Consider the following 19,625-nt stretch of genomic DNA (forward strand, 5'->3'; position numbering starts at 1 on the left):
TACACCAGCCAAAAGATGTAAAAACAGCACCCCGATCTTTCGCGATGGCTGTATTTTAAAATATAAATACCCGTAATAGACACAACGACTAACTCTTTTGAGGCGCATCACAGGTTGTTTAACCCTGCTGGATTATAGATCAAAAATAAGATCCAGACTATCGTGATCATATCGATCAAAGCGCAAACGACATTATTAAAACTTTGGGCTTATCGGACCTGCATCGCTTCTATTCCGAGTGGAAATAATTTTCCCGGAGGTCTTTGAAGCATCAATGTGAATGAAGCCCTACCGCAATCAGGGACACTGATCTGGATTAGAGATCGAAGAATATATCCAGATTATCTTGAGCAAATTGACCAGGTTGGAGACAGCATCGCGCAAAGCCACAGGCTATCGAACCCATATCGTTTCTATTCTGAAGGGGGGGGAAGAAATATCCCCGGGGGGGTCCTCGCTACACCAGCGTGAGTGAGACCCGTAAAGCAATTAGGGACACGGATCATGCTGACAAGAGACGACAATTCAATATCAAGAATTACTGTGGTTCACTCCAGCGCGCTATTGCGCAGCGGCTTGACCACCATTCTGGGTAATATGAACGGCACCCTGATCAGCGGTGCGGCAAATCTCGATAAGCTCGTCAATGATGTCCAAAGCAACGAGAGCCTCGATACCATTCTTTACAGTATCGACCATTTTGAAAGCCAGATCGGCCTACTGACAGACTTCCACCGCAATTCGCCTGACGTCAAAATCCTGACCCTCGCAAGCGACTATCAAGCCGAAGAATTGTTTCGACTGTTTGAAATCGGTGTCAGCGGCGCATTGCTTGACGATGTTTCAAAAACCACCATCGAACTTGCTTTGCGCCTGATCAGTGAAGGGGAAAAGATTTATCCCTCCAATCTGGCCAATGTGATGATGGAGCGCTTTCAATATATGTCTTCGATTGCGATGTCTGACAGCACATTCGAGAATATCGAACTGTCACAACGCGAACAGCAAATCCTCGGCTGCCTTGCCAGCGGTGATTCGAACAAGCGTATCGCCATCCGCCTCAATATCTCCGAGGCAACCGTCAAGGTTCACGTCAAAAGCATCCTGAGAAAAATCAAGGTCGACAACCGGACCCAGGCCGCAATCTGGGCACTCTGCAGCCGGAGCCCGAAATAGGAATGTCCTGTTTCCTGCCCCGGCTGCACTATGATGTCAGTTCCGCGCCACCATCATGGTCCAGGCATCTATCGGAGACGATGTGTAATATGGAATCATCGGTCCGTTCTGCTGATCAACCAGATTTATCCAGCCTGTAATCGTATCATTATTGTAACCACCATAGGACACACGTCCGTCCGCGCCGTTCAGGGTAAAATAGCTGTTGAAAGCACCGGCATACACATTCACATCGAAAACGCGTATCCCCCTGTAGCCCGGTAGAATATTGCCCGAACTGTCGGTAACAATCGCACTCCCGCCTTTGCTTTTCTCGATCGAGAGCAAATCTCCGTTCTCGGCACGCAACATGTTTCGTGGCCGTATATCAAACAATTGATCGTTCAGCATCGCCTGTCGACCGGCCGTACTCATGCCCGGTGACCCGGTCGGCGTATTAAAGGAATAGGGTTTGTTGTTGAACTGGGCGTGGCCTTGCTGCGCCCACATCAGCACAAAGACAAAAGTCATAGCGGGAATCACTGCACAGGATTTCTGCACATACCCGAAAAAACGGTTCATTTTTTCACCTCATGTTTCATGAAGGCCTGTAAAACAGCTTTACCGCCAAAAAATATCCATGCTCAAGATATGGAACAGCTTCGGCAAGAAAACAGCCCGCGCAAATGGTTTCCACCTTAAAATCCGGATATCATCCGACCAGCAGGAGTATTCGACGACAAAATTAACTATAATGATCCGCAAGAACCTTCTTTCCAAGGCGTCGCTTACCCGCAGATCAGCATATTTAAATAAAAATACTTGATACAGGCCAGGTCAGGCCGTCAGATCACGCGATCATTATTACCGTCGTAACCAAGATAGAACCCGATGATTGCCGCCTGTGTGCGGGTTTCAACACCCAGCTTTTGATAAATTTCAAGCAATCGGGTCTTCACGATACCAATCGATATATTTTCAGAACGGGCGATTTCCGTATTGCCGTATCCGGCCACAAGCTGACGCAGCAAACGCTGCTCCCGACCGTCAAGACTCTCGCGTAATGCGGCCCGGTTGTTTCCGAGCAACAAATCGGCACATCTGATTTTGCCAGGCAATATCCAGTAGCCCCCGCGACCAAATCCGCAAACATCGGCAAGAAGGTCGCGCCGACACCGATATAAAAGCCCATCCGGAACATAGGCACAGTTTCGCGCATCGAAATAAAGACCGTCTTCGACAAACGAGATCAACGGCATACTGCGCGACAGCCTGACCAGATAGCGGATTTGAGTATTGTGAAGAAGTCCCAGTCTTTTGTGATTGATTATTGCCGCGGCAAAGGCATCCGTCTCGCGATTGATGTGATTGAAATCGGGATCTGCCACCAGATCGAAATGTGCATATGACCCGAACAGATCCTGCGCATCGGCCTGTTCATAGCCGACAACGAGCAAGCCTTGGCCATAAACATCCCGATCTTCTAACGCCTTCATGAAATACCCGATCTGACAGAAAACTAATTTCATAAGAATCAAGCATTTCACCCCCTAAAGACAATCACCTTTCAGTAGAAAAGATATCTCTTTGTGACTAACTCCTAATAGGAAATAAATCTAAAAATAATTACTTACATATATAATGTAATTAAATTTCATCTATAAATTTCCACCCCACCAATACTTTATAAAACAGAACAAACCCGACAATAATGCAATAATAAAACATCGAACGACATAATTTGAAAGACACAGTCCGTCTTTTCATTAAGGGGTCGAAAAGATGTTTCGTAAAATTGCCGCAGCCGCATTAACGCTTACCAGCCTTTCCGGGTGCGCCGCTGGCGTGGGATCATATTCTGGCAAGGGCATTGACCCGATGATCTCCTTTCCGGTCACGGATAATGAAACACCCTATAGCCTTTGCCTGAGACAACTTTCCAAGATCGATGCAAAGCGATTGCCGATTTTTGCAGTCGGTGAAATTTCCGACAAAACCGGGCAGATCAACTACGACGAAAATGGTCACGCCGTGTCACAGGGCACGACTGAAATGGTCATGAGCGCGCTTTACAAATCGGGCCGCGCCAATCTCGTCGAACGTTTCGACCTGCGTATTCCGCTGGCCGAAGTCAGGCTGGCCGAACAGGGGCGCCTCACCCGAACAGTCGAGGAATACGGAAAAATCCCGGCATCCGACTTCATCCTGGTCGGCGCGGTGACCGAACTTAACTACAACATTCTCAGCGAAGGCGCGCAGCTGTTTGTACGCGGCATAGGCGGTGGCGGACGTACCGTCGTCATCAATGTCGCCATGGATTTACGCGTTATCGATTCACGCAATTTCGCCGTGCGCTATGTCAGTTCCCTGCAAAAACAGGTCCTCGGCTACGAGATCAGCGCCGGCATTTTTCGCTTTTTCGGAATCAATTTAGTCGAGTTTGACGCCGGGCGCATCCGGAACGAGCCGCTTCAGCTTGGCGTCAGGGCCGTTGCAGAAATGGGGGTCTATCAGATCATGACCGACTTTCTGGGACTGCCACAAACACCGGAATGCAAGCTCAATAAAGGAAGCGATATGAGCGAGCATCTTGAGCGGTTCTCTACACCTACAGATGGTCAACAGGAGTAACCAAATGTTTAAGTCCAAATTGTTGCTAGGCACCGTATTGGCAGCCGGCACACTGATGCTGACGGCCCCCGCCCAGGCCTTTGATTATGTCGAATGGTCCTGGGATGCCGAAGTCGACACCGATGTCGATCTTGATCTCGACATCCTTGATCCGTCGGAATTTGCGATGGTTGAATCCCTTCAAATCAAACTGGGGGACACCACCGCAACTTCCAACGTCAACAACGTTTTCAACAATCAGCCAATGAGCGGCACCGCCTCAGGCACCTTCAGCTTTGAAGGCGAAGCCTGGGACAATGACGTTCTGGGTGAAGTCGAACCGCCCGTGGATGCATTCAGCAACCAGACCAGTGGCAATGTCGATGGCATCGCCGCCGGCCAGGGTTCCAACCCGGCCACTTTCACCACCGATGGTGCTAACGTTGCGGGTTCCCCCGACATCGAAGGCGGCATCAGTGATGCAACCGGGGCCTTCACCAATGCCAACATTACAGTTAACGGCGCGGTTACCGATCCGTTTGGTGCCGACGGTATTGGCGCGGGCAATGGTGTGGCCGACGAACCGAACGGCGTAATCTTCACCGTTACGGTTGACGGACTGGAAGTCGAAGGCGCTTCCTATGATGCCGCAACAGAACTGCCGTCGCTTGACGCTACTGCAACGGCTCTTGCCAACAACGCTGCGATCGAGGGTCAGGGCGTTGTGAATGTTCATGCCGGTCAGTTTGCCTTTGACCCGGCCGGGACTGGTGGGGAAATTGAAGAACCGAATGGCGGTGAATCAGAACTTGCCAGCTTCGGTTACGATCCGACCAACCCGAATTCCAATCTCTCGGGTGCCCTTGCTCTGGCCGCTCTTGCTTTGAATGGTGATATCGGTCCGTCGGCAATCACCGCAACGTCGAATGCACACCATATCGATAATTTTGCGGTTGATGCCGGTGCCACTGCACTTGCCAATAACATGAACATCTCTGTGGTTGCTGGTGGCACCCCGGATGTTGAAGACCCCGACACCGAAGCAATGTCATCGGCATTCTGCTTCCAGGGCTGTGGCAATGGCGACGACAACGATGGCATCCAGCCTGACGTTGCTCTCATCGCCGATGTTACCCAGTTCGCCTATGCCGATGTTTCGGCAACCTCGAACGTGCATCACATCAATCTGAACAGCTACACCAATCTGGGTACGCTTGATCAGCCGGTCATCAACGGTACGGCAACGGCAATCGGCAACAACCTGTCGATCAAAGTCGGCGCTCCTGCCATTGACGTCGAATAAACCGCCTTGTGACGAAACGGAGGGGCAAATTGCCCCTCCTTTTTCGCCCGGAAAGTGCGCGAAAGGAACATCCTATGAAAACCGCATTAACGCCGAACGTTGCGTTGAAAACCGGTATTCTGGCGGCGGCTTTTATCGTTGCCTTACCGTTGCAATCCGCATTCGGACAGATGTTTGAAAAACCCTGGGCCGCAACCGCCCAGAACAGGGCCCAGATCGCCGTCATTATGAAACAGGCGGAATCAGGTCTGCTGGACGGCACAAATGGCGCAACTGCCGGTGCATCGGGTAGCAGTAGCCTGACACAACTTGTTTGCGGCGGCGGCGGTGGTCAGTCCGAAGCCACGGCAAACTCCGCCTGCATCATTCTGAACAACTCCAATGGCGACATCAATACAGGCCAGGACTCGACTGGCGATCAAACCGCCAACGGATCAACCGAAACAACGACCAACAACGCAGATTTGAGCGATGCGCTCGAAAACATATCCGGCGAGAACTAAACAAAAACAATCCGCTGGCACGTGCCGTCAACTCCTATACCCCACACGGCACATCACGCTGCTCCCCCTAGGCAGCATATCTCCCGGCCACTCTAGTCCCCTAGGGCCGGGATTTTTTTGAGCAACACCTTTACCGCTTAACGCGGCCCATCCCCGTCCGGGTCACCCCCGGCATCGGGGATACTGCGCGCAGCCGCGTCCTTGTCGCGGTTCTCATCCTTGGCAGCGGATGGCGGTGTGGCCGGCTCGGTGCCCTCGCCATCACCTGTTTCAGCACTCGCATCAGGCACATCATCCTTCGCCTCAATCACCGGCTTGGGATCCCCCCGCCCGGCATCGCGGATGGCGGCTGCCAGTTTCTCGATATCGCGGAAATGCACATCCTGCTGCGGGAACGGGATTTCAACACCCTCGGCCCGGAACCGTTCAAGAATTTCGAACCGCACCGCACTGCCCACCGCCAGAACATCACCGATATCACGCAGGAAATAGCGCAATTCGAAATCAAGCGAACTGGCGCCGAAATCGATAAACACCACCTGTGGCGCCGGATAACTCAGGATTTCGCGGCGCTTATCGGCGATCTCAAGCAGGATTTCCCGCACCTTGTTGGCATCCGATCCATACGAAACCCCGATCCGGATAATCCCGCGCCCGCTGCGATCCTTAAGCGTCCAGTTCATCACCCGGTTGGAAATCAGTTCGGAGTTCGGGATCACCACCGATGACCGGTCAAAGGTTTCGATCTCGGTCGCGCGCACCCGGATATCCTTGACCAGACCCTGATCGGCCCCGACCACGATCCAGTCGCCCACCTTGATCGGCCGTTCGATCAGAAGGATCAGGCCCGATACAAAGTTACTGACGATACTTTGCATGCCAAAACCGATACCGACCGAAATCGCACCGGCAATGATCGCAAGGTTGGACAAATCCATGCCCGCCGCCGAAATCGCCAGCAACACCGCAAGACAGATCCCGACATAACCGAAAATCGCCGAAACCGAATGCTGCAAACCTTCGTCAAGCTTGGTATTGGGCAGAACGCGCGTATTGAGCATCCGCTGGAAAAACCGCATGACGCCCAGAACCGCCAGAAACAGCAGGATCGCAATCAGGATCGCACGGAGCGAGAAATTGATCCCGCCCACCTGTATCCCGATAAATGCCTTTTCGGCGGCATCAATCAGATCGGCCCACGCAATATCGGTAAAGATCAGAACCGCAAGCGGCACGGCCACCGTGAACATCACGACATCAATCGTCACGCGTAACCAGAAATAAAGCGTCCCGTGCACCGCATCGCTGGTCCCGTCATCATCGGGGGCGGATGGCCGCACCAGATAGGTATGAACAAGCGCACGCGCATAACCGCGCAGCAGCCAGTAACTGGTGACAAACGCCATCGCCATCATCAGGTTTTCAAGGATAAAGCGCGCCAGCGCCACATAACCAAGAATGCTGAGCACCGGCAGCAGGATCGACACGCTCCGCAATCCGCGGCGTAAACGTCTTTCAACCTTGGCCCATAATTCATGCCGGTCCGGCCCGCCATGTTCCCAGAACACGCCAAGCGAACTGACAAACAGGATGACCGAAATCAGGAAAACGTTCGAAACGCTCTGCACCAGCGCAATTTCAAGCGAGGTGCCAAGTGTCGTAGCCCCTTGCAACAGCACCAGATCGGATGCGTAAATCACCGCCGCAAACAGCGACAGAATCCCGACAACCCGCGATCCGGTCGCCGTCGTTCCGGCACGTCGCATGCCCGGTGAAAACGGTGAATAGATGCTGCGGATCGCCGCCCCGACAAACAGCAGGAACAAAAGGGCGGCAAAACACTGATAGACAAAATCGCCCATGCTGCCGACCAGAAGGTCGGGCTGCCGGTCCACCATCTGATAGGCCACCAGCAACGCAACCCCGGGCACCAGTGCAGTAAACACGAACCGCGTCCCCGATATCAGCGACACCCGGTCTTCCTTGGGGGCATTGCGCCATCGTTCCGGCAACCAGCGCAGAACAGCAACCTCGCCCCCGATCAGGGCCGCCATCACCACAAAGGCCAGCAATACCAGACCCGGCGCGATTTCCGTCAGTTGGTCGCCAATCGGCCCTTCAAGATCAAGGTCGGCATACCGGCTGCGCACCATATCGGGCAGTTCAATGGCACCTGACCACACCTGCCCCCAGCTTTCCGCGTCCCACGGCACATCAACCCGACCCAGAATGCGGCGGGTAAATCTTTCGCGTGAAATCTGCGCCAGACGGTCGGAAATTTCGGTCGCGCGGAAATCAACCAGTTCACCCTGTTTGATCACGCCGCTGATCTCGGCGATATCCTTGTTCAGCCGCTCGCGTTCGGCGGCAACGGCGGGGGCTTCGGTTTTGCCCTCTGCCGGGGGTTCGCCCAGTTTGCCAAGTGCGGTATTCAACCGGTTCAACCGGTCCGCCGCACTTGATTGCAGGATCGCCGCTCCCTCGGTCACGGTTTCGACCTTCGACCGGCTTTCATTCAACAAACGGCCGGTAATCTCGTCCCCGGTCAGGGCCGTATCGACTTCGTCCAGACGGTCATTCCAGCCCGATATCAATTGCTGGCTTTTTTCCAGTTCAATCTTCTGGGTTTTTTCCTGCGGGGTATCCTGCGCCTGCGCGCTGCCACCAATCAGGAAGGCCGACATTATTGTCGCCATAATCCAAAACAAAATAGGACGAACTGTCGTCATGATAGATATTCCATGCTTATCCCTGTCGGGCCGATGACCGAAACCCGTTTTTCCTGATTTGCAAACAGGTTACACTGTCCGCGATAACGAATCACGTACCGTTTCGTTCCCGAACCGGCACCATGCCTGTCCCGGCCTTTCCGGCCCGCAAAGTAGCGCACCAGACGGAGCCCGCCCGATGTCCTCATCCGCCCTGATCAATGCTTTCATCCTCGATAGTGACGGCAAGGGAACTTCCCTTGAATGGCAGGACATCGTCAAATCCCTTCCCCAGACAGGTGAAAACCAGTTTCTATGGGTGCATCTCGACTGGATGGCGGAAGGTGTCCGGCGCTGGCTGATCGATATTGTCGGGCTCGATCCCACCATCGCCGATGGCCTGTCCACTCGCGGCACCCGGCCATCCGTCTTCTTTTACGATCATGGCTATTCGATGAATTTGCGCGGGGTAAACCTGAATGCCGAAAATGATCCCGCCGACATGATTTCGGTGCGCTTCTGGGTATCGGGCAATATGGTCATCACGCTGCGCAATCAGTCGCTAAAGGCGTTTGACGATATCCGAAGCGCGATCGCGCAGGACAACGCACCGCGCAATCCCGATGATTTTGTCCTGACCGTTGCCGAACGACTGATTTTCCGGGTCGATAATGTCGTGCGCGGCCTTGAAGAAAACGTCGATACCATCGAAGACGATCAGGAAGATACCCCGGAAAACAAGACCCTGTCATTGCGCCGCCGCTGTTCGGATGTCCGCAATCAGCTTTCGCGCCTGCGCCGCCATCTGTCCCCGCAACGCGATGCGCTGGGGCAGTATGTCGAACATAAAACCGCATGGCTTGATAAACGCTATAAACGCCGTGCGCGCTCGCTGACCGATAAAACCATCCGTCTGGTCGAAGAATTTGATTCCCTTCGCGAACGCATCCAGATCGTCAATGAAAACATGATGGCGCTGGAAACCGAACGCATGAACCGCACCATGTACTGGCTGACGGTGATTGCCGGCTTGTTCCTGCCAATCAGTTTCGTGACCGGCCTTCTGGGCATCAATGTCGGCGGGGTTCCGGCGGCTGAAAGCCCGTTTGGCTTTGCTGGCGTATCGCTCATTCTCGCCGCAATCGTCGTCTTTGAAATCTGGCTGTTCAAAAAGATGCGCCTGATCTGACCATTCTTTAAATACCCCCCGATAAACAAGGGAATCACTGACAAGCGCTCAAAGAAAGCTCCCCTCACACAGCAGATTGACCCCAAAAGGAAAATGCCACGCGAGGGGAGAGTTAATGCTCTAAGGGAGGCTGAGCATCAGATCGGTTGAAGAGAAAAATCACTTACTTTCTCTGGTGCGGCTGATTTCAATACATTCACCGAACGCTGAACCCCTTCCGCACATGACAGCACGGGGTCTTCATGTTCGATTGACAGCCAACTGTCATACCCGACAAGCCGCAACCTGTAGCAAAACTCTCGCCACCAGCTTTCACCGTGACCATAACCGATGGTGATATAGGACCATGCGCGCTCGGCGACATCGATCATCGGTCCGGTATCTAGCCGTGAAATTGTTGCGGCCTTGTCGGGATTGATCCAGGTATCCTTGGCATGGACATGATGAATGGCATCCCCGAGTGCGGATACAGCCTGCAGCGCATCAGCCCCCATCCACATCAGATGACTCGGATCAAGGTTCGCGCCAACCGATTTGCCAACTGCATCACGTAACCGCAAAAGGGTTGGCACATTATACACCAGCTGATTTCCGTGAAGTTCGATGGCAAACTTGTCGATGCCAAGCTCCCTGCCACTGTCGACAAGTTTGCGCCAGTACGGCAGCAAAACCTCATTCCACTGCCAGGCAAGTATTTCACTCGTCTCCGGTGGCCATGCGGAAATAATCCAGTTCGGGCTCTTGTCCGTCGGTGCCCCGGCCGGAAGACCAGACATCAGGCAAACTTTGCTGCACTCCAGTTCAGAGGCGAGCCTGATTGTCTTCTCGACCACGGATGATTGGCGTTGTCCGTCCGTTGGGTGCAATTGATTGCCGTTGCAGTTCAACGCAATGAGACTCAAACCGCGACTGGTAATCGCGTTCATGAATCGTTTGCGTGCGTCAGAACTCGCCAGCATCGCGTCCAAATCCATATGTGGCGCGGACGACCAGTTGCCCGTGTTGATTTCAACACCTTCTATTCCCATTCCCGCGATTGTATCCAGCGCCGTTTCAAACGGTTGATTGGACAAAGAGTCTGACACGATCCCGATTTTCATTTTTGTATCCTCATTCAAAGCGCAATGGTGCGACCGGTTTCAAGAGACTGATAGGCCGCCTCGGCAAGCAGCAAAGCTTTGCGCCCATCTTCACCGGATGGTGCCGGCGCAACTTCGCCCTTCAGAACACGGACAAATTCTTTCCATTCTTCGGCATAGGATTCCGCATAGCGTTCAAGGAAAAAGAACAGTGGCTTTTCACGTGTAACGCCGTCCTCACGTTCCTGCACAAGCATGGTTTTGGGGACATTCTCCGTGCGCAAGGTACCAAGCGAACCGTGGGCCTCGACACGTTGATCGTATCCAAAGGACGCACGCCGCGAATTGGTGATGACGGCAATTTTACCGCTGGCTGTCTGCAAGGTTACAGATGCCGTATCAATGTCACCCTCCGCCTTGATAGCAGGGTCCGTTAGCGTCGATGCCAGAGCAGTCACACGTACCGGCTCTTCGCCCAGAATGAAGCGTGCCATATCGAAATCGTGAATTGTCATATCGCGGAACATACCACCCGATACTTTGATATAGTCGATGGGCAACGCACCCGGATCCTTTGAAACAACGGTGACCAGTTCCAGATCACCAATCACCCCCGCATCAAGCCGGCGTTTCAATTCCGCGACTGCCGGATCAAACCTGCGATTAAATGCGACAAAGAGCCTGTTTTCCTGTCCTTTGATCGCCTCAAGCGTGGCATTCACGCGACTGATGGACAGATCAACCGGTTTTTCGCAAAACACTGCTTTGCCCGCGCGTATCCCGCGTTCAATTAAATCCGCATGCGTGCTGGTAGCCGAGGCGATTACGATTGCATCAATATCGCTGCTCGACAGGGCATCTTCCAAAGAACGTACCGAGGCCCCGTAAGCTTCTGCAAGTTGCCGGGCAATCCCTTCCTGCGGGTCCACGACAATGGACAACCTTGATAAGGGATGGGCGGCGATATTTGCAGCATGCACCTGCCCAATTCGGCCTGCGCCCAAAAGCGCAATATTATAAATTTTGTCCGTCATGTTTTTAGATTTCCGAGTTGAGATTAGTTTTTCAAAGACCAACGGCGCAGTGTTCGGTCGCCCAGTGCTGCAAAAACAACAATCAGGCCAAGAAGAAAAATGAACCATTGCGGGCGAACACCGGTCACCACGAGATAGGATTGAACCGAAGACAACACGAACGCGCCCAAAACAGCTCCGGGCAGCGATATGCGACCACCAGCAAGAACACATCCGCCAAGCACGCAGGCCGCAATTGCCTGAAGTTCCATCAATCGGCCCATGGAGCCATCGGCGAAGCCAAGCTTGCTGGCCTCGAGGGTCCCGGCAAAGGCGGCAAGCACACCACAAACAATAAAAGCCGAGAGTTTTATGCGTTCGACACGAACACCGCGCGAATGTGCGCTGGCGGCGGAGCCCCCGACAGCCAGAAGCCGATTACCCCAAGGCGTCATTTTCAGAGCAATCAGCAAAACTGCCAGTCCGGCCACCAACCAGTAGAACCCGGTATTGATGCCTAGGAACTCGGTTCCCCCAAGAACGGAGTACGAAAATCCATCCCGCTCCTTGTAAGGGACCGAGAATGAAAATCCGTCTGTCAGCGCAATTGCCAGCCCCCTGAAGATCATCAGAGAACCAAGCGTGATGATCAGCGACGGGGTTTTGGTACGGGTTACCAAAATGCCATTGAAGGCCCCGATCAAAGCACCTGCGCCGATGGCAAGAAGCGCGGCAAAGACAGGATCAATGCGCACGGCAAACCACAGATAAATCAGGGCACCTATGCCAAAGGTTGATCCCACCGAAATATCGATCTCACCCGTTCCGATCACCAGCGCAACGCCAAGCGTCATCAACCCCAACGTGGCAGTTACCTGAAGGATGGTGCCAATATTATAGGCATTGGCCCATCGTCCCTCGGACGTAAGGGTAAACAGCAACACCAGACACAGGGAAATGACCAGAATACCGATCTCGGTATGACGCCTTACGAGACGTTTGATTTCGCTCTTCAGCATCAGACCGCATCCCGTTTTTCGACAATGCGCCCACCCTGGCGAATGACTTCCTCCAGTGCCTCGGCAGACATTGTCTCAGTGGATGCGTCTTCTATTTTTTCGCCGTTCTCCATAATCACGATACGATCAGCCAGCCTGTGGACCTGAAAGATGTCGTGGGTGATATAGATCACCAACAACCCTTGATCGCGCAATTGAAGCGCCAGTTCGTTGACATGCTCGCGTTCGCGGACCGAAAGATGGTTTGTCGGCTCATCCATGATCACAACACGGTTCTTGAATTCCACGGCCCGGCCAATTTTGACCGACTGACGTTCCCCACCTGACAGGCGTTCGACCTCATCATCAACCGAGACATTTTCACGAAGACCGAATTGCCTTATCACTCTGCCGCTCATCTCGCGCATCTTCGCAAAATCAAGCAGCGGCAAACCGCAGAACCGTTTCACAGGCTCTCGCCCAAGATAAAAGTTGCGTGCAATGGACAGGTTGTCGCAAAGCCCGACGGACTGCTGGATTGTTTCAATTCCCTGATCTATGGCCAGTTTTGGATGAAACGTCTTCACACGGGTTCCATCGAAATAAACTTCACCGGCAGAAGGGGTGTGGATACCGCAAAGGACACGGATCAATGTGGTTTTACCCGCACCATTGTCCCCGACAAGCCCCACCAATTCCCCTGCATGAAAGTCTACGGACACATTTTTAAGTGCGTGAAAAGCACCGAAATGAAGGTCCAGATTCTTGATCTGGATAAGGGGTGTTTGTTTGTTCATTGTTTCCTCCTTCCCGGTCACAGACTATGTCCGGCCGCGCGCGCCAGTTTCTGGTTGAAAATGACGGCGATAATCAAAACGATCCCGACAAAGGTCATGAACCACGAGGATGGAGCGCCCAGCGCAATCAGCTCATATCGGAAACTCACAACGATCAGCGCGCCAAGAACGGCACCAAGCAAGGACCCGCGCCCCCCCGATAGAAGACAGCCGCCAATAACGGCTGCGGCGATTGCCTCCAGCTCCAGCAATTCTCCGAGTGTGACATGGGTTTGAGGACGGTCTGCAAGGGTCACAATCCCGGCAAAACCGGCAAGCAGCGAACAGATCACAAAGGCGATCGTTTTGGTCCTGTCTGTTTGAACACCTTGGGATTTGGCGCTGTCGAGATCACCGCCAGCCGCCAGCAAATGGTTCCCGAACTTCGTTCTCCATAGCAGAACGCTTAGAATTGCAAGAAGCACAAGCAGCCAGAAAAGCGAGGCTTCAAGCCCCAGAAACTCCCCACCCAGCATTCGGGTGATCCAATGTGATCTGGCTTCTTCCGGAAATGCGCGGACCGAACCGCCCGTCCAGACATAAATGATCCCGCGGACAGTAAACAAACCACCCAGCGTGACAATCATCGACGGCAGGGCGCCTTTCAGTACGGCCATTGCCTGAAGAAAACCGATCAATGCCGAAATCAGAAGTGCCGCAACAATCGCGCCCGGAACACCGAGGCCGGGTTGCAATGTGATGAAGGCGATACCCGCAAGGCCATAAACCGATCCAACAGACAGATCGATTTCCTTGGACATGATGACCAATGCCTGGCCCATCGCGATCAACCCCAATATCGAGGCAAAGTGCAGCACGTTGGTGACGGTCTGAACTGTCCACCAGCCGTCAAAATCAATGACCGTAAAGACGGACAGCATTAACGCGACACCGACGACAGCACCAAAACCGGCACCGCGAGAAAGAGAGGTCGGAAAAAACATGGAAACTTACTTTCGGCACATTACCTGTGGCTGGACATTCGAACACACGTATCGGGCATCATCCGGACCGAAACGGCACGAGCTGGCAGTTTCGGTCCGGCGCTATCATGCTCGGTTACCAGGTGTTCTGTTCGTCGTACGCATCGCCGAAAATATTGCGTACCAAGCCTTCCCAGTGATCAATGTTCTCGATGTCGACAACGATCGGGCCGGTCAGGATATCAGACTGCGGCTCATACCCCAGTTCATGCTTCCAATAGAGCCATTCCATTGGCGCATAGCCCTGCAACCAGAAGCCCTGACTGTTGGTCGCCAGAACATGCCCCGCCTTAATACCAGCCAAGGCAACCGGGCTCGCATCCACCGTAATGATGGTCACGCCCTTGTCATCGACATCAGGAGAAAGCCCCATATCGTTTGCAACACCCCAGGCCCAGGGAGCAGACCAGCTTGCAACAGTGAAAATGTAGTTGGTGTCAGGGTTGGCCTGAAGATATGACTGCAAGGTATTGCGTGCAGTCGCTGGCTCTGCGGAAATAAACAGCTCCTCAAACTCTGCCCCGGCGGCCTCCATGGCATCCTTCATGCCGGCACAACGGGCCTTCAGCCCCTGATGGGCGGAGTCATGAGTTGCGCAAACTACGCGTTTGGGGGCCGGCAGGTCGGCTCGGGAAAGCGCATATTCGCCCAGCTTCTTGCCGGTAAGATATTCATCACCACCGACATAGGTAAGATAGGGAATACGTTCGCCTTCCGGGCGGGGATCCGGAATGTTGAAAGCAACAACCGGGATGCCCTGTTCAATTGCTTTGCGCAGTGGCACTTCAAACGCATCGGTACTGACAATGGGCACCGCGATGCCGTCCGGCTTCGTGGCAATTACCTGTTCAAGCAGTCGCACATGCTCCTGAACCGAGTAGTTATTGGTCGAGATATATTCCGTTTTGACGTTCGGATACTTTTTCTCGAACTCCTCAAGCGAGAGCGTCAGCCATTTCATATTCGGATCGTTTGATCCGATATGCGACACCATAACAAAGCGATAGTTGTTTTCGGACTCTTGGGCCGTTGCTGTTTGCGGTGCTGCCATTGCCAGCATGGCACACGCTGCCAGCGCATTTATAACCTTTTTCATGTTGGTATCCTCCCGATATTTGATTTTTATTGATGGATAACGAAGACATCAAAACACATCTTTAAAAATCAAATAATCAGAAAATCGCTCTATTTTGATTGAAATCACATCAAAATAGAGCCGATATTTGGTCCCACGCTATATCGAATCGATATTCACATTGACGTGATGTTAGTTTCAGGAATAATCCATCAAATGGCTGATAAAATTGATGCGACCGACATTTTTGATGAACGAGGCAATTGGCGATCTCCCACGATCACCGAAATCGCACGCGCTTCGGGCTGCAGCACAGCAACCGTTGACCGGGTTCTGAATGAAAGACCCGGCGTACGCGAAGTCACACGCAAACGGGTGCTTGATGCCCTCTCATCTCTGACGATTGAAAGCCCAACTGACGCTTCATCCTGCTTGAAAATCGCGTTTCTCTCGGACTCTGGCGCAGCATTCAATCAGTCGCTGAGGGAAGGTGTTAATGCCTATCAGGCTGCTTACCCCAACCTTGAACTATCCTTCTATTCTGTTCTGACGACAGAAGTTAAACCCGTACAGTTTGCCCAACAGATCGAGCGAATTTCACAGGATGTCGACGGTCTGGTTTTGGTCGCGCGCGAAGACTTGATAATCAATCGAGCCGTTCGTGCAGTATCAGCGCGCGGCGTGCCTGTCGTATGTGTTACAACCGATCTGCCGAATTCCCGGCGAATAGCCTATATCGGCAACGATCAAACCGGAGCAGGTTCGACGGCAGCATGCCTCATGGGAACATCGATCAGTTCTTCCAACAGCAGAGTTTTGCTTGTCATTAGCGCCCCGTATCGTTGCCAGGAAGAACGTGAACTGGGCTTCAGACGGGTTCTTCGCTCAGAATACCCATCCCTGACGGTAGAAGAGCGCGTCAGCAGCAATGATGATTTCGAATATTCCTACAGGAACGTCCGAAATTATATTCGTGATCACGGCCCCCCTGGCGGCATTTATAATGTCGCAGGTGGCAATACGGGGATCGCGGAAGCTTTACGTGATGAGGGGCTTAGTGGCGAAGTGACGTTTATTGGCCACGAACTTAACAGTAACTCCAGAATCCTTCTCGAAACAGGCGGAATGGATTTTGTAATCGGTCACGACCTGGATCGGGAAATCAGCTTCAGTATCGAATGCTTGCGCGCAAGCCTCAAGAAACAGGACCTCCCAAACATTCCGTCAATGCCGGTTCGCATTTTCACGAAATATAACTGCTTCTGAATGTCATCTTTTGCGGCACGGGGACACTTCTGCACATGGCGCAAACACCTATGTCACATCAGCATGTTGCATTGCAAAGCTGCTTGGCGCTATGACTTTGCCTCCTTATTCCCTTTCACTGCATGACGAGATCCTTGATGTCCGACGGCCCGCTTTCACGTTACCGCGCGAAAATCACAGCGGGCGAACTGTCCCATGATCCCATGCAGGAACTCTGTGCGGAAAAACTGCAAAGCCTGTTCAAGGCGCTGAACCATTATGAACCGCAAACCGGTTCGGGCGGCTGGCGCGAACGGTTTGGCCTGACACGCCGCCGCGAAGAACCCCAACCACCGCAGGGCCTTTATATTTACGGCGAAGTCGGACGCGGCAAATCCATGCTGATGGATTTGTTCTACGAAACCGTGCAGGTGGATCGCAAACGCCGGGTGCATTTCCACGATTTCATGCAGGATGTGCATGACCGCATGCACCGGTTCCGCAAAACCAAATCAAAGGACGATGCCGACCCGATCCCGCCGATCGCAAAGGATCTGGCCAATGATGCGTGGCTTCTGTGTTTTGATGAAATGCAGGTCACCGACATCACCGATGCGATGATTTTGGGCCGCCTGTTCGAACAGCTTTTCGATCATGGCGTGGTGATTGTCACCACATCCAACCGCATGCCCGATGATCTTTACAAGGACGGCCTGCAACGCCAGAACTTCCTGCCCTTCATCGACATGATCAAACAGAAACTTGATGTGCTCGAACTCGCAAGCCCGACCGATTACCGCATGCGCAACCTGACGGCGGCCGATGTGTTCCTGTTCCCGGCCGGGCCCGATGCGAAAGCCAAGATCGACGAGATGTTCGCAACCGTCACCGAAGGTGCCCGCGTCGCCCCCGACAGCCTGACCAACAAGGGCCGCAAGATCGAAATTTCCGCCGCCGGGGCCGGTGTGGCGCGCTTCACCTTTGACGAGCTTTGCACCAAGCCGCTCGGACCGGGTGACTACATCGCGATTGCCACCCATTTCCACACCATCGTCATTGACCTGATCCCGAAACTGCCGGACTCGCGGCGCGACTGGGCCAAACGGTTCGGAACGCTGGTCGATGCGATGTATGAACATAAAACCAAGCTGATCTGTGCGATTGAATGCGATCCGTCGGAAATCTATACCGACGGCGATTATTCATTTGAATTCCAGCGCACCGTGTCGCGCCTGACCGAAATGCGCAGTCAGGAATATCTCGACATGCCGCATCTGACGTAACCCCCCGACCGGGTACGCGTCGGGCGAATTTGAACCCCTCAAAAACGACTCCACCCACACAGGTTTAATTTCGGCACAAAAAATCACCATCAGGTGAGGGTTGGCATGCCGATTCTTGCGTGGGGCGCGCATTTGCCTTTCCAAAAATGCAGAATCTGCCTAAAGCACCATTTCCTTATGCACCGCCTGCCGCATGGCAGATGGCCGTTTCCTGCAAGGCTGGACGTCAAAAGATAAGATCATGCGCCGCAATTCGCGGCAAAAGCGTGTTGTGCCTTTCCTTTAGGCAGCGCCAAGGCGCAAACAGGCTTTGGTTTTGCTGCCGATTTGCATTTATTCGCATCTGCAACATGATTGGTTTTTAAGCGTTTAGACAATAGTTGCAACAAACCGGGAACCGGCGGTTTTCCTCGTGAAAACAGCGGCGTTTCCCCTTGTAAAAGCGGCCGAATCAGTTTACGACACTCGGTGTTTACGAACGATTCTTTCGCGTTCGCAGGTTTAAATTTTCAATCGCGCTCCCAAGTTGAGTTTCGACCCCCAGGAAGCGCAATAGGGAAGAAGGTAACGGAATGGCCCGCAACAAGATCGCGCTCGTCGGTGCCGGCAATATTGGTGGTACTCTGGCCCACCTCGTCGGCCTGAAAGAGCTTGGCGACGTCGTCCTTTTCGACATCGTTGATGGCATGCCACAGGGCAAGTCTCTCGACATTGCTGAATCCTCCCCCGTCGACATGTTTGATGCCGACCTCAAGGGCACCAGTGACTATAAAGACATCGCAGGCGCTGATGTCGTTATCGTGACTGCCGGTGTGGCCCGCAAACCGGGTATGAGCCGTGATGACCTCATCGGCATCAATACCAAGGTCATGACCCAGGTTGGTCAGGGCATCAAGGAACATGCCCCGGACGCATTCGTCATCGTCATCACCAACCCGCTTGATGCGATGGTCTGGGTGATGCAGCAGGCAACCGGCTTCGATCCGAAGAAAGTTGTCGGTATGGCTGGCGTTCTGGACTCTGCACGCTTCCGTTACTTCCTCGCCGAAGAATTCAATGTATCGGTCAAGGATGTCACCGCCTTCGTTCTTGGCGGTCACGGCGATACCATGGTTCCGTCGATCCGTTATTCGACCGTTGCCGGCATCCCGGTTCCCGACCTGATCAAAATGGGCTGGACCACCCAGGAAAAGATCGACCAGATCGTTCAGCGCACCCGTGACGGTGGCGCCGAGATCGTCGCTCTTCTGAAAACCGGTTCCGCTTTCTACGCCCCGGCTGCTTCGGCAATCGCGATGGCGGAAAGCTACCTGAAAGACCAGAAACGCGTCATGCCGGTTGCTGCCTACCTTAGCGGCGAATACGGCGTTGACGGCCTTTATGTCGGCGTCCCGGTTGTTCTGGGCGCAGGCGGTGTTGAACGCATCGTCGAAATCAATCTCGACGAGTCCGAAAAGGCAAACTTCGACAATTCCGTGAACGCAGTTCGCGGCCTCGTCGAAGCTGCCAAGGGCATGCTCTAAGATCGCGAAGCGGGCTGGTCAGTGACCGGCCCGTTTTTCATTCATTGTCGTTATTATAACGTCAATGAACGCGGGCCTCGCAACAACGTCCCCTTTTTGACAGGGACATTGAAACCACGATT

17 protein-coding genes are annotated in these 19,625 nt (G+C 53.4%); 8 read left to right on the forward strand and 9 right to left on the reverse strand.

All coding sequences use genetic code 11. The features are described 5' to 3' along the window. The first annotated feature begins 504 nt into the window (after nucleotides 1-504). The gene (locus TH5_RS26010; RefSeq protein WP_244204926.1) at nucleotides 505-1,176 is read left to right on the forward strand and encodes a response regulator transcription factor; all 672 of its coding nucleotides are present in this window, start codon (nucleotides 505-507) and stop codon (nucleotides 1,174-1,176) included. A 36-nt stretch (nucleotides 1,177-1,212) separates the two neighbouring features. On the opposite strand, the gene TH5_RS14545 is transcribed toward TH5_RS26010, so the two are convergent. Both TH5_RS14545 and TH5_RS14555 read right to left on the reverse strand, forming a co-directional pair. Then, on the reverse strand, nucleotides 1,213-1,737 hold the full coding sequence (locus TH5_RS14545) for a hypothetical protein (RefSeq protein ID WP_114122428.1): 525 nt from the start codon (nucleotides 1,735-1,737) through the stop codon (nucleotides 1,213-1,215). Nucleotides 1,738-2,000: 263 nt separating this feature from the next. Next, nucleotides 2,001-2,651 (reverse strand): helix-turn-helix transcriptional regulator, encoded by a 651-nt coding sequence (locus TH5_RS14555; protein ID WP_114122430.1) that lies wholly within the window; start codon nucleotides 2,649-2,651, stop codon nucleotides 2,001-2,003. A 286-nt stretch (nucleotides 2,652-2,937) separates the two neighbouring features. Here TH5_RS14555 and TH5_RS14560 point away from each other — a divergent pair, with 286 nt between their 5' ends. The 3 genes from TH5_RS14560 (at nucleotide 2,938) to TH5_RS14570 (ending at nucleotide 5,571) form a co-directional block, all read left to right on the forward strand. Then, on the forward strand, nucleotides 2,938-3,786 hold the full coding sequence (locus TH5_RS14560) for a CsgG/HfaB family protein (protein WP_114122431.1): 849 nt from the start codon (nucleotides 2,938-2,940) through the stop codon (nucleotides 3,784-3,786). Nucleotides 3,787-3,790: 4 nt separating this feature from the next. Then, the gene (locus tag TH5_RS14565; protein WP_114122432.1) at nucleotides 3,791-5,068 is read left to right on the forward strand and encodes a hypothetical protein; all 1,278 of its coding nucleotides are present in this window, start codon (nucleotides 3,791-3,793) and stop codon (nucleotides 5,066-5,068) included. Between the two features lie 74 nt (nucleotides 5,069-5,142). After that, nucleotides 5,143-5,571 (forward strand): hypothetical protein, encoded by a 429-nt coding sequence (locus TH5_RS14570; RefSeq protein ID WP_114122433.1) that lies wholly within the window; start codon nucleotides 5,143-5,145, stop codon nucleotides 5,569-5,571. A gap of 137 nt (nucleotides 5,572-5,708) precedes the next feature. On the opposite strand, the gene TH5_RS14575 is transcribed toward TH5_RS14570, so the two are convergent. After that, nucleotides 5,709-8,255, reverse strand: a complete 2,547-nt coding sequence (locus tag TH5_RS14575; protein ID WP_114122434.1) for a mechanosensitive ion channel domain-containing protein — start codon at nucleotides 8,253-8,255, stop codon at nucleotides 5,709-5,711. A 223-nt stretch (nucleotides 8,256-8,478) separates the two neighbouring features. Here TH5_RS14575 and TH5_RS14580 point away from each other — a divergent pair, with 223 nt between their 5' ends. Next, nucleotides 8,479-9,468, forward strand: coding sequence for a CorA family divalent cation transporter (locus TH5_RS14580; protein ID WP_114122476.1), 990 nt, complete (start codon nucleotides 8,479-8,481; stop codon nucleotides 9,466-9,468). Between the two features lie 137 nt (nucleotides 9,469-9,605). Here the strand turns inward: TH5_RS14580 and TH5_RS14585 are convergent, their stop codons facing one another. The 6 genes from TH5_RS14585 to TH5_RS14610 all read right to left on the reverse strand — a co-directional run bounded on the left by TH5_RS14585 (nucleotide 9,606) and on the right by TH5_RS14610 (nucleotide 15,473). Further along, nucleotides 9,606-10,568 (reverse strand): sugar phosphate isomerase/epimerase family protein, encoded by a 963-nt coding sequence (locus TH5_RS14585; RefSeq protein WP_114122435.1) that lies wholly within the window; start codon nucleotides 10,566-10,568, stop codon nucleotides 9,606-9,608. A gap of 14 nt (nucleotides 10,569-10,582) precedes the next feature. Further along, nucleotides 10,583-11,581 carry an inositol 2-dehydrogenase gene (gene iolG / locus TH5_RS14590; protein ID WP_208638454.1) on the reverse strand — a complete coding sequence of 333 codons (999 nt, stop codon included), beginning with the start codon at nucleotides 11,579-11,581 and terminating at the stop codon, nucleotides 10,583-10,585. Between the two features lie 23 nt (nucleotides 11,582-11,604). Further along, on the reverse strand, nucleotides 11,605-12,579 hold the full coding sequence (locus tag TH5_RS14595) for an ABC transporter permease (protein WP_114122436.1): 975 nt from the start codon (nucleotides 12,577-12,579) through the stop codon (nucleotides 11,605-11,607). Next, the gene (locus TH5_RS14600) at nucleotides 12,579-13,355 is read right to left on the reverse strand and encodes an ATP-binding cassette domain-containing protein (RefSeq protein WP_022731365.1); all 777 of its coding nucleotides are present in this window, start codon (nucleotides 13,353-13,355) and stop codon (nucleotides 12,579-12,581) included. The genes TH5_RS14595 and TH5_RS14600 overlap by 1 nt, the downstream gene beginning before the upstream one ends. A gap of 17 nt (nucleotides 13,356-13,372) precedes the next feature. Further along, nucleotides 13,373-14,338, reverse strand: coding sequence for an ABC transporter permease (locus TH5_RS14605; RefSeq protein ID WP_037990454.1), 966 nt, complete (start codon nucleotides 14,336-14,338; stop codon nucleotides 13,373-13,375). 115 nt (nucleotides 14,339-14,453) lie between these two features. Then, complete coding sequence (locus TH5_RS14610; RefSeq protein ID WP_114122437.1) at nucleotides 14,454-15,473, reverse strand: sugar ABC transporter substrate-binding protein; 1,020 nt, start codon at nucleotides 15,471-15,473, stop codon at nucleotides 14,454-14,456. Nucleotides 15,474-15,641: 168 nt separating this feature from the next. Here TH5_RS14610 and TH5_RS14615 point away from each other — a divergent pair, with 168 nt between their 5' ends. The 3 genes from TH5_RS14615 to mdh all read left to right on the forward strand — a co-directional run bounded on the left by TH5_RS14615 (nucleotide 15,642) and on the right by mdh (nucleotide 19,503). Beyond that, a complete protein-coding gene (locus TH5_RS14615) occupies nucleotides 15,642-16,718 on the forward strand; it encodes a LacI family DNA-binding transcriptional regulator (protein WP_084716590.1) in 1,077 nt (358 codons plus the stop codon). A gap of 137 nt (nucleotides 16,719-16,855) precedes the next feature. Next, a complete protein-coding gene (gene zapE / locus TH5_RS14620) occupies nucleotides 16,856-17,980 on the forward strand; it encodes a cell division protein ZapE (protein ID WP_114122438.1) in 1,125 nt (374 codons plus the stop codon). A gap of 572 nt (nucleotides 17,981-18,552) precedes the next feature. After that, on the forward strand, nucleotides 18,553-19,503 hold the full coding sequence (gene mdh, locus TH5_RS14625) for a malate dehydrogenase (protein WP_007089203.1): 951 nt from the start codon (nucleotides 18,553-18,555) through the stop codon (nucleotides 19,501-19,503). Nucleotides 19,504-19,625: the final 122 nt, after the last annotated feature.

It is taken from the genome of Thalassospira xianhensis MCCC 1A02616, from assembly GCF_003326475.1.
Classification (GTDB): Bacteria; Pseudomonadota; Alphaproteobacteria; order Rhodospirillales; family Thalassospiraceae; genus Thalassospira; species Thalassospira xianhensis.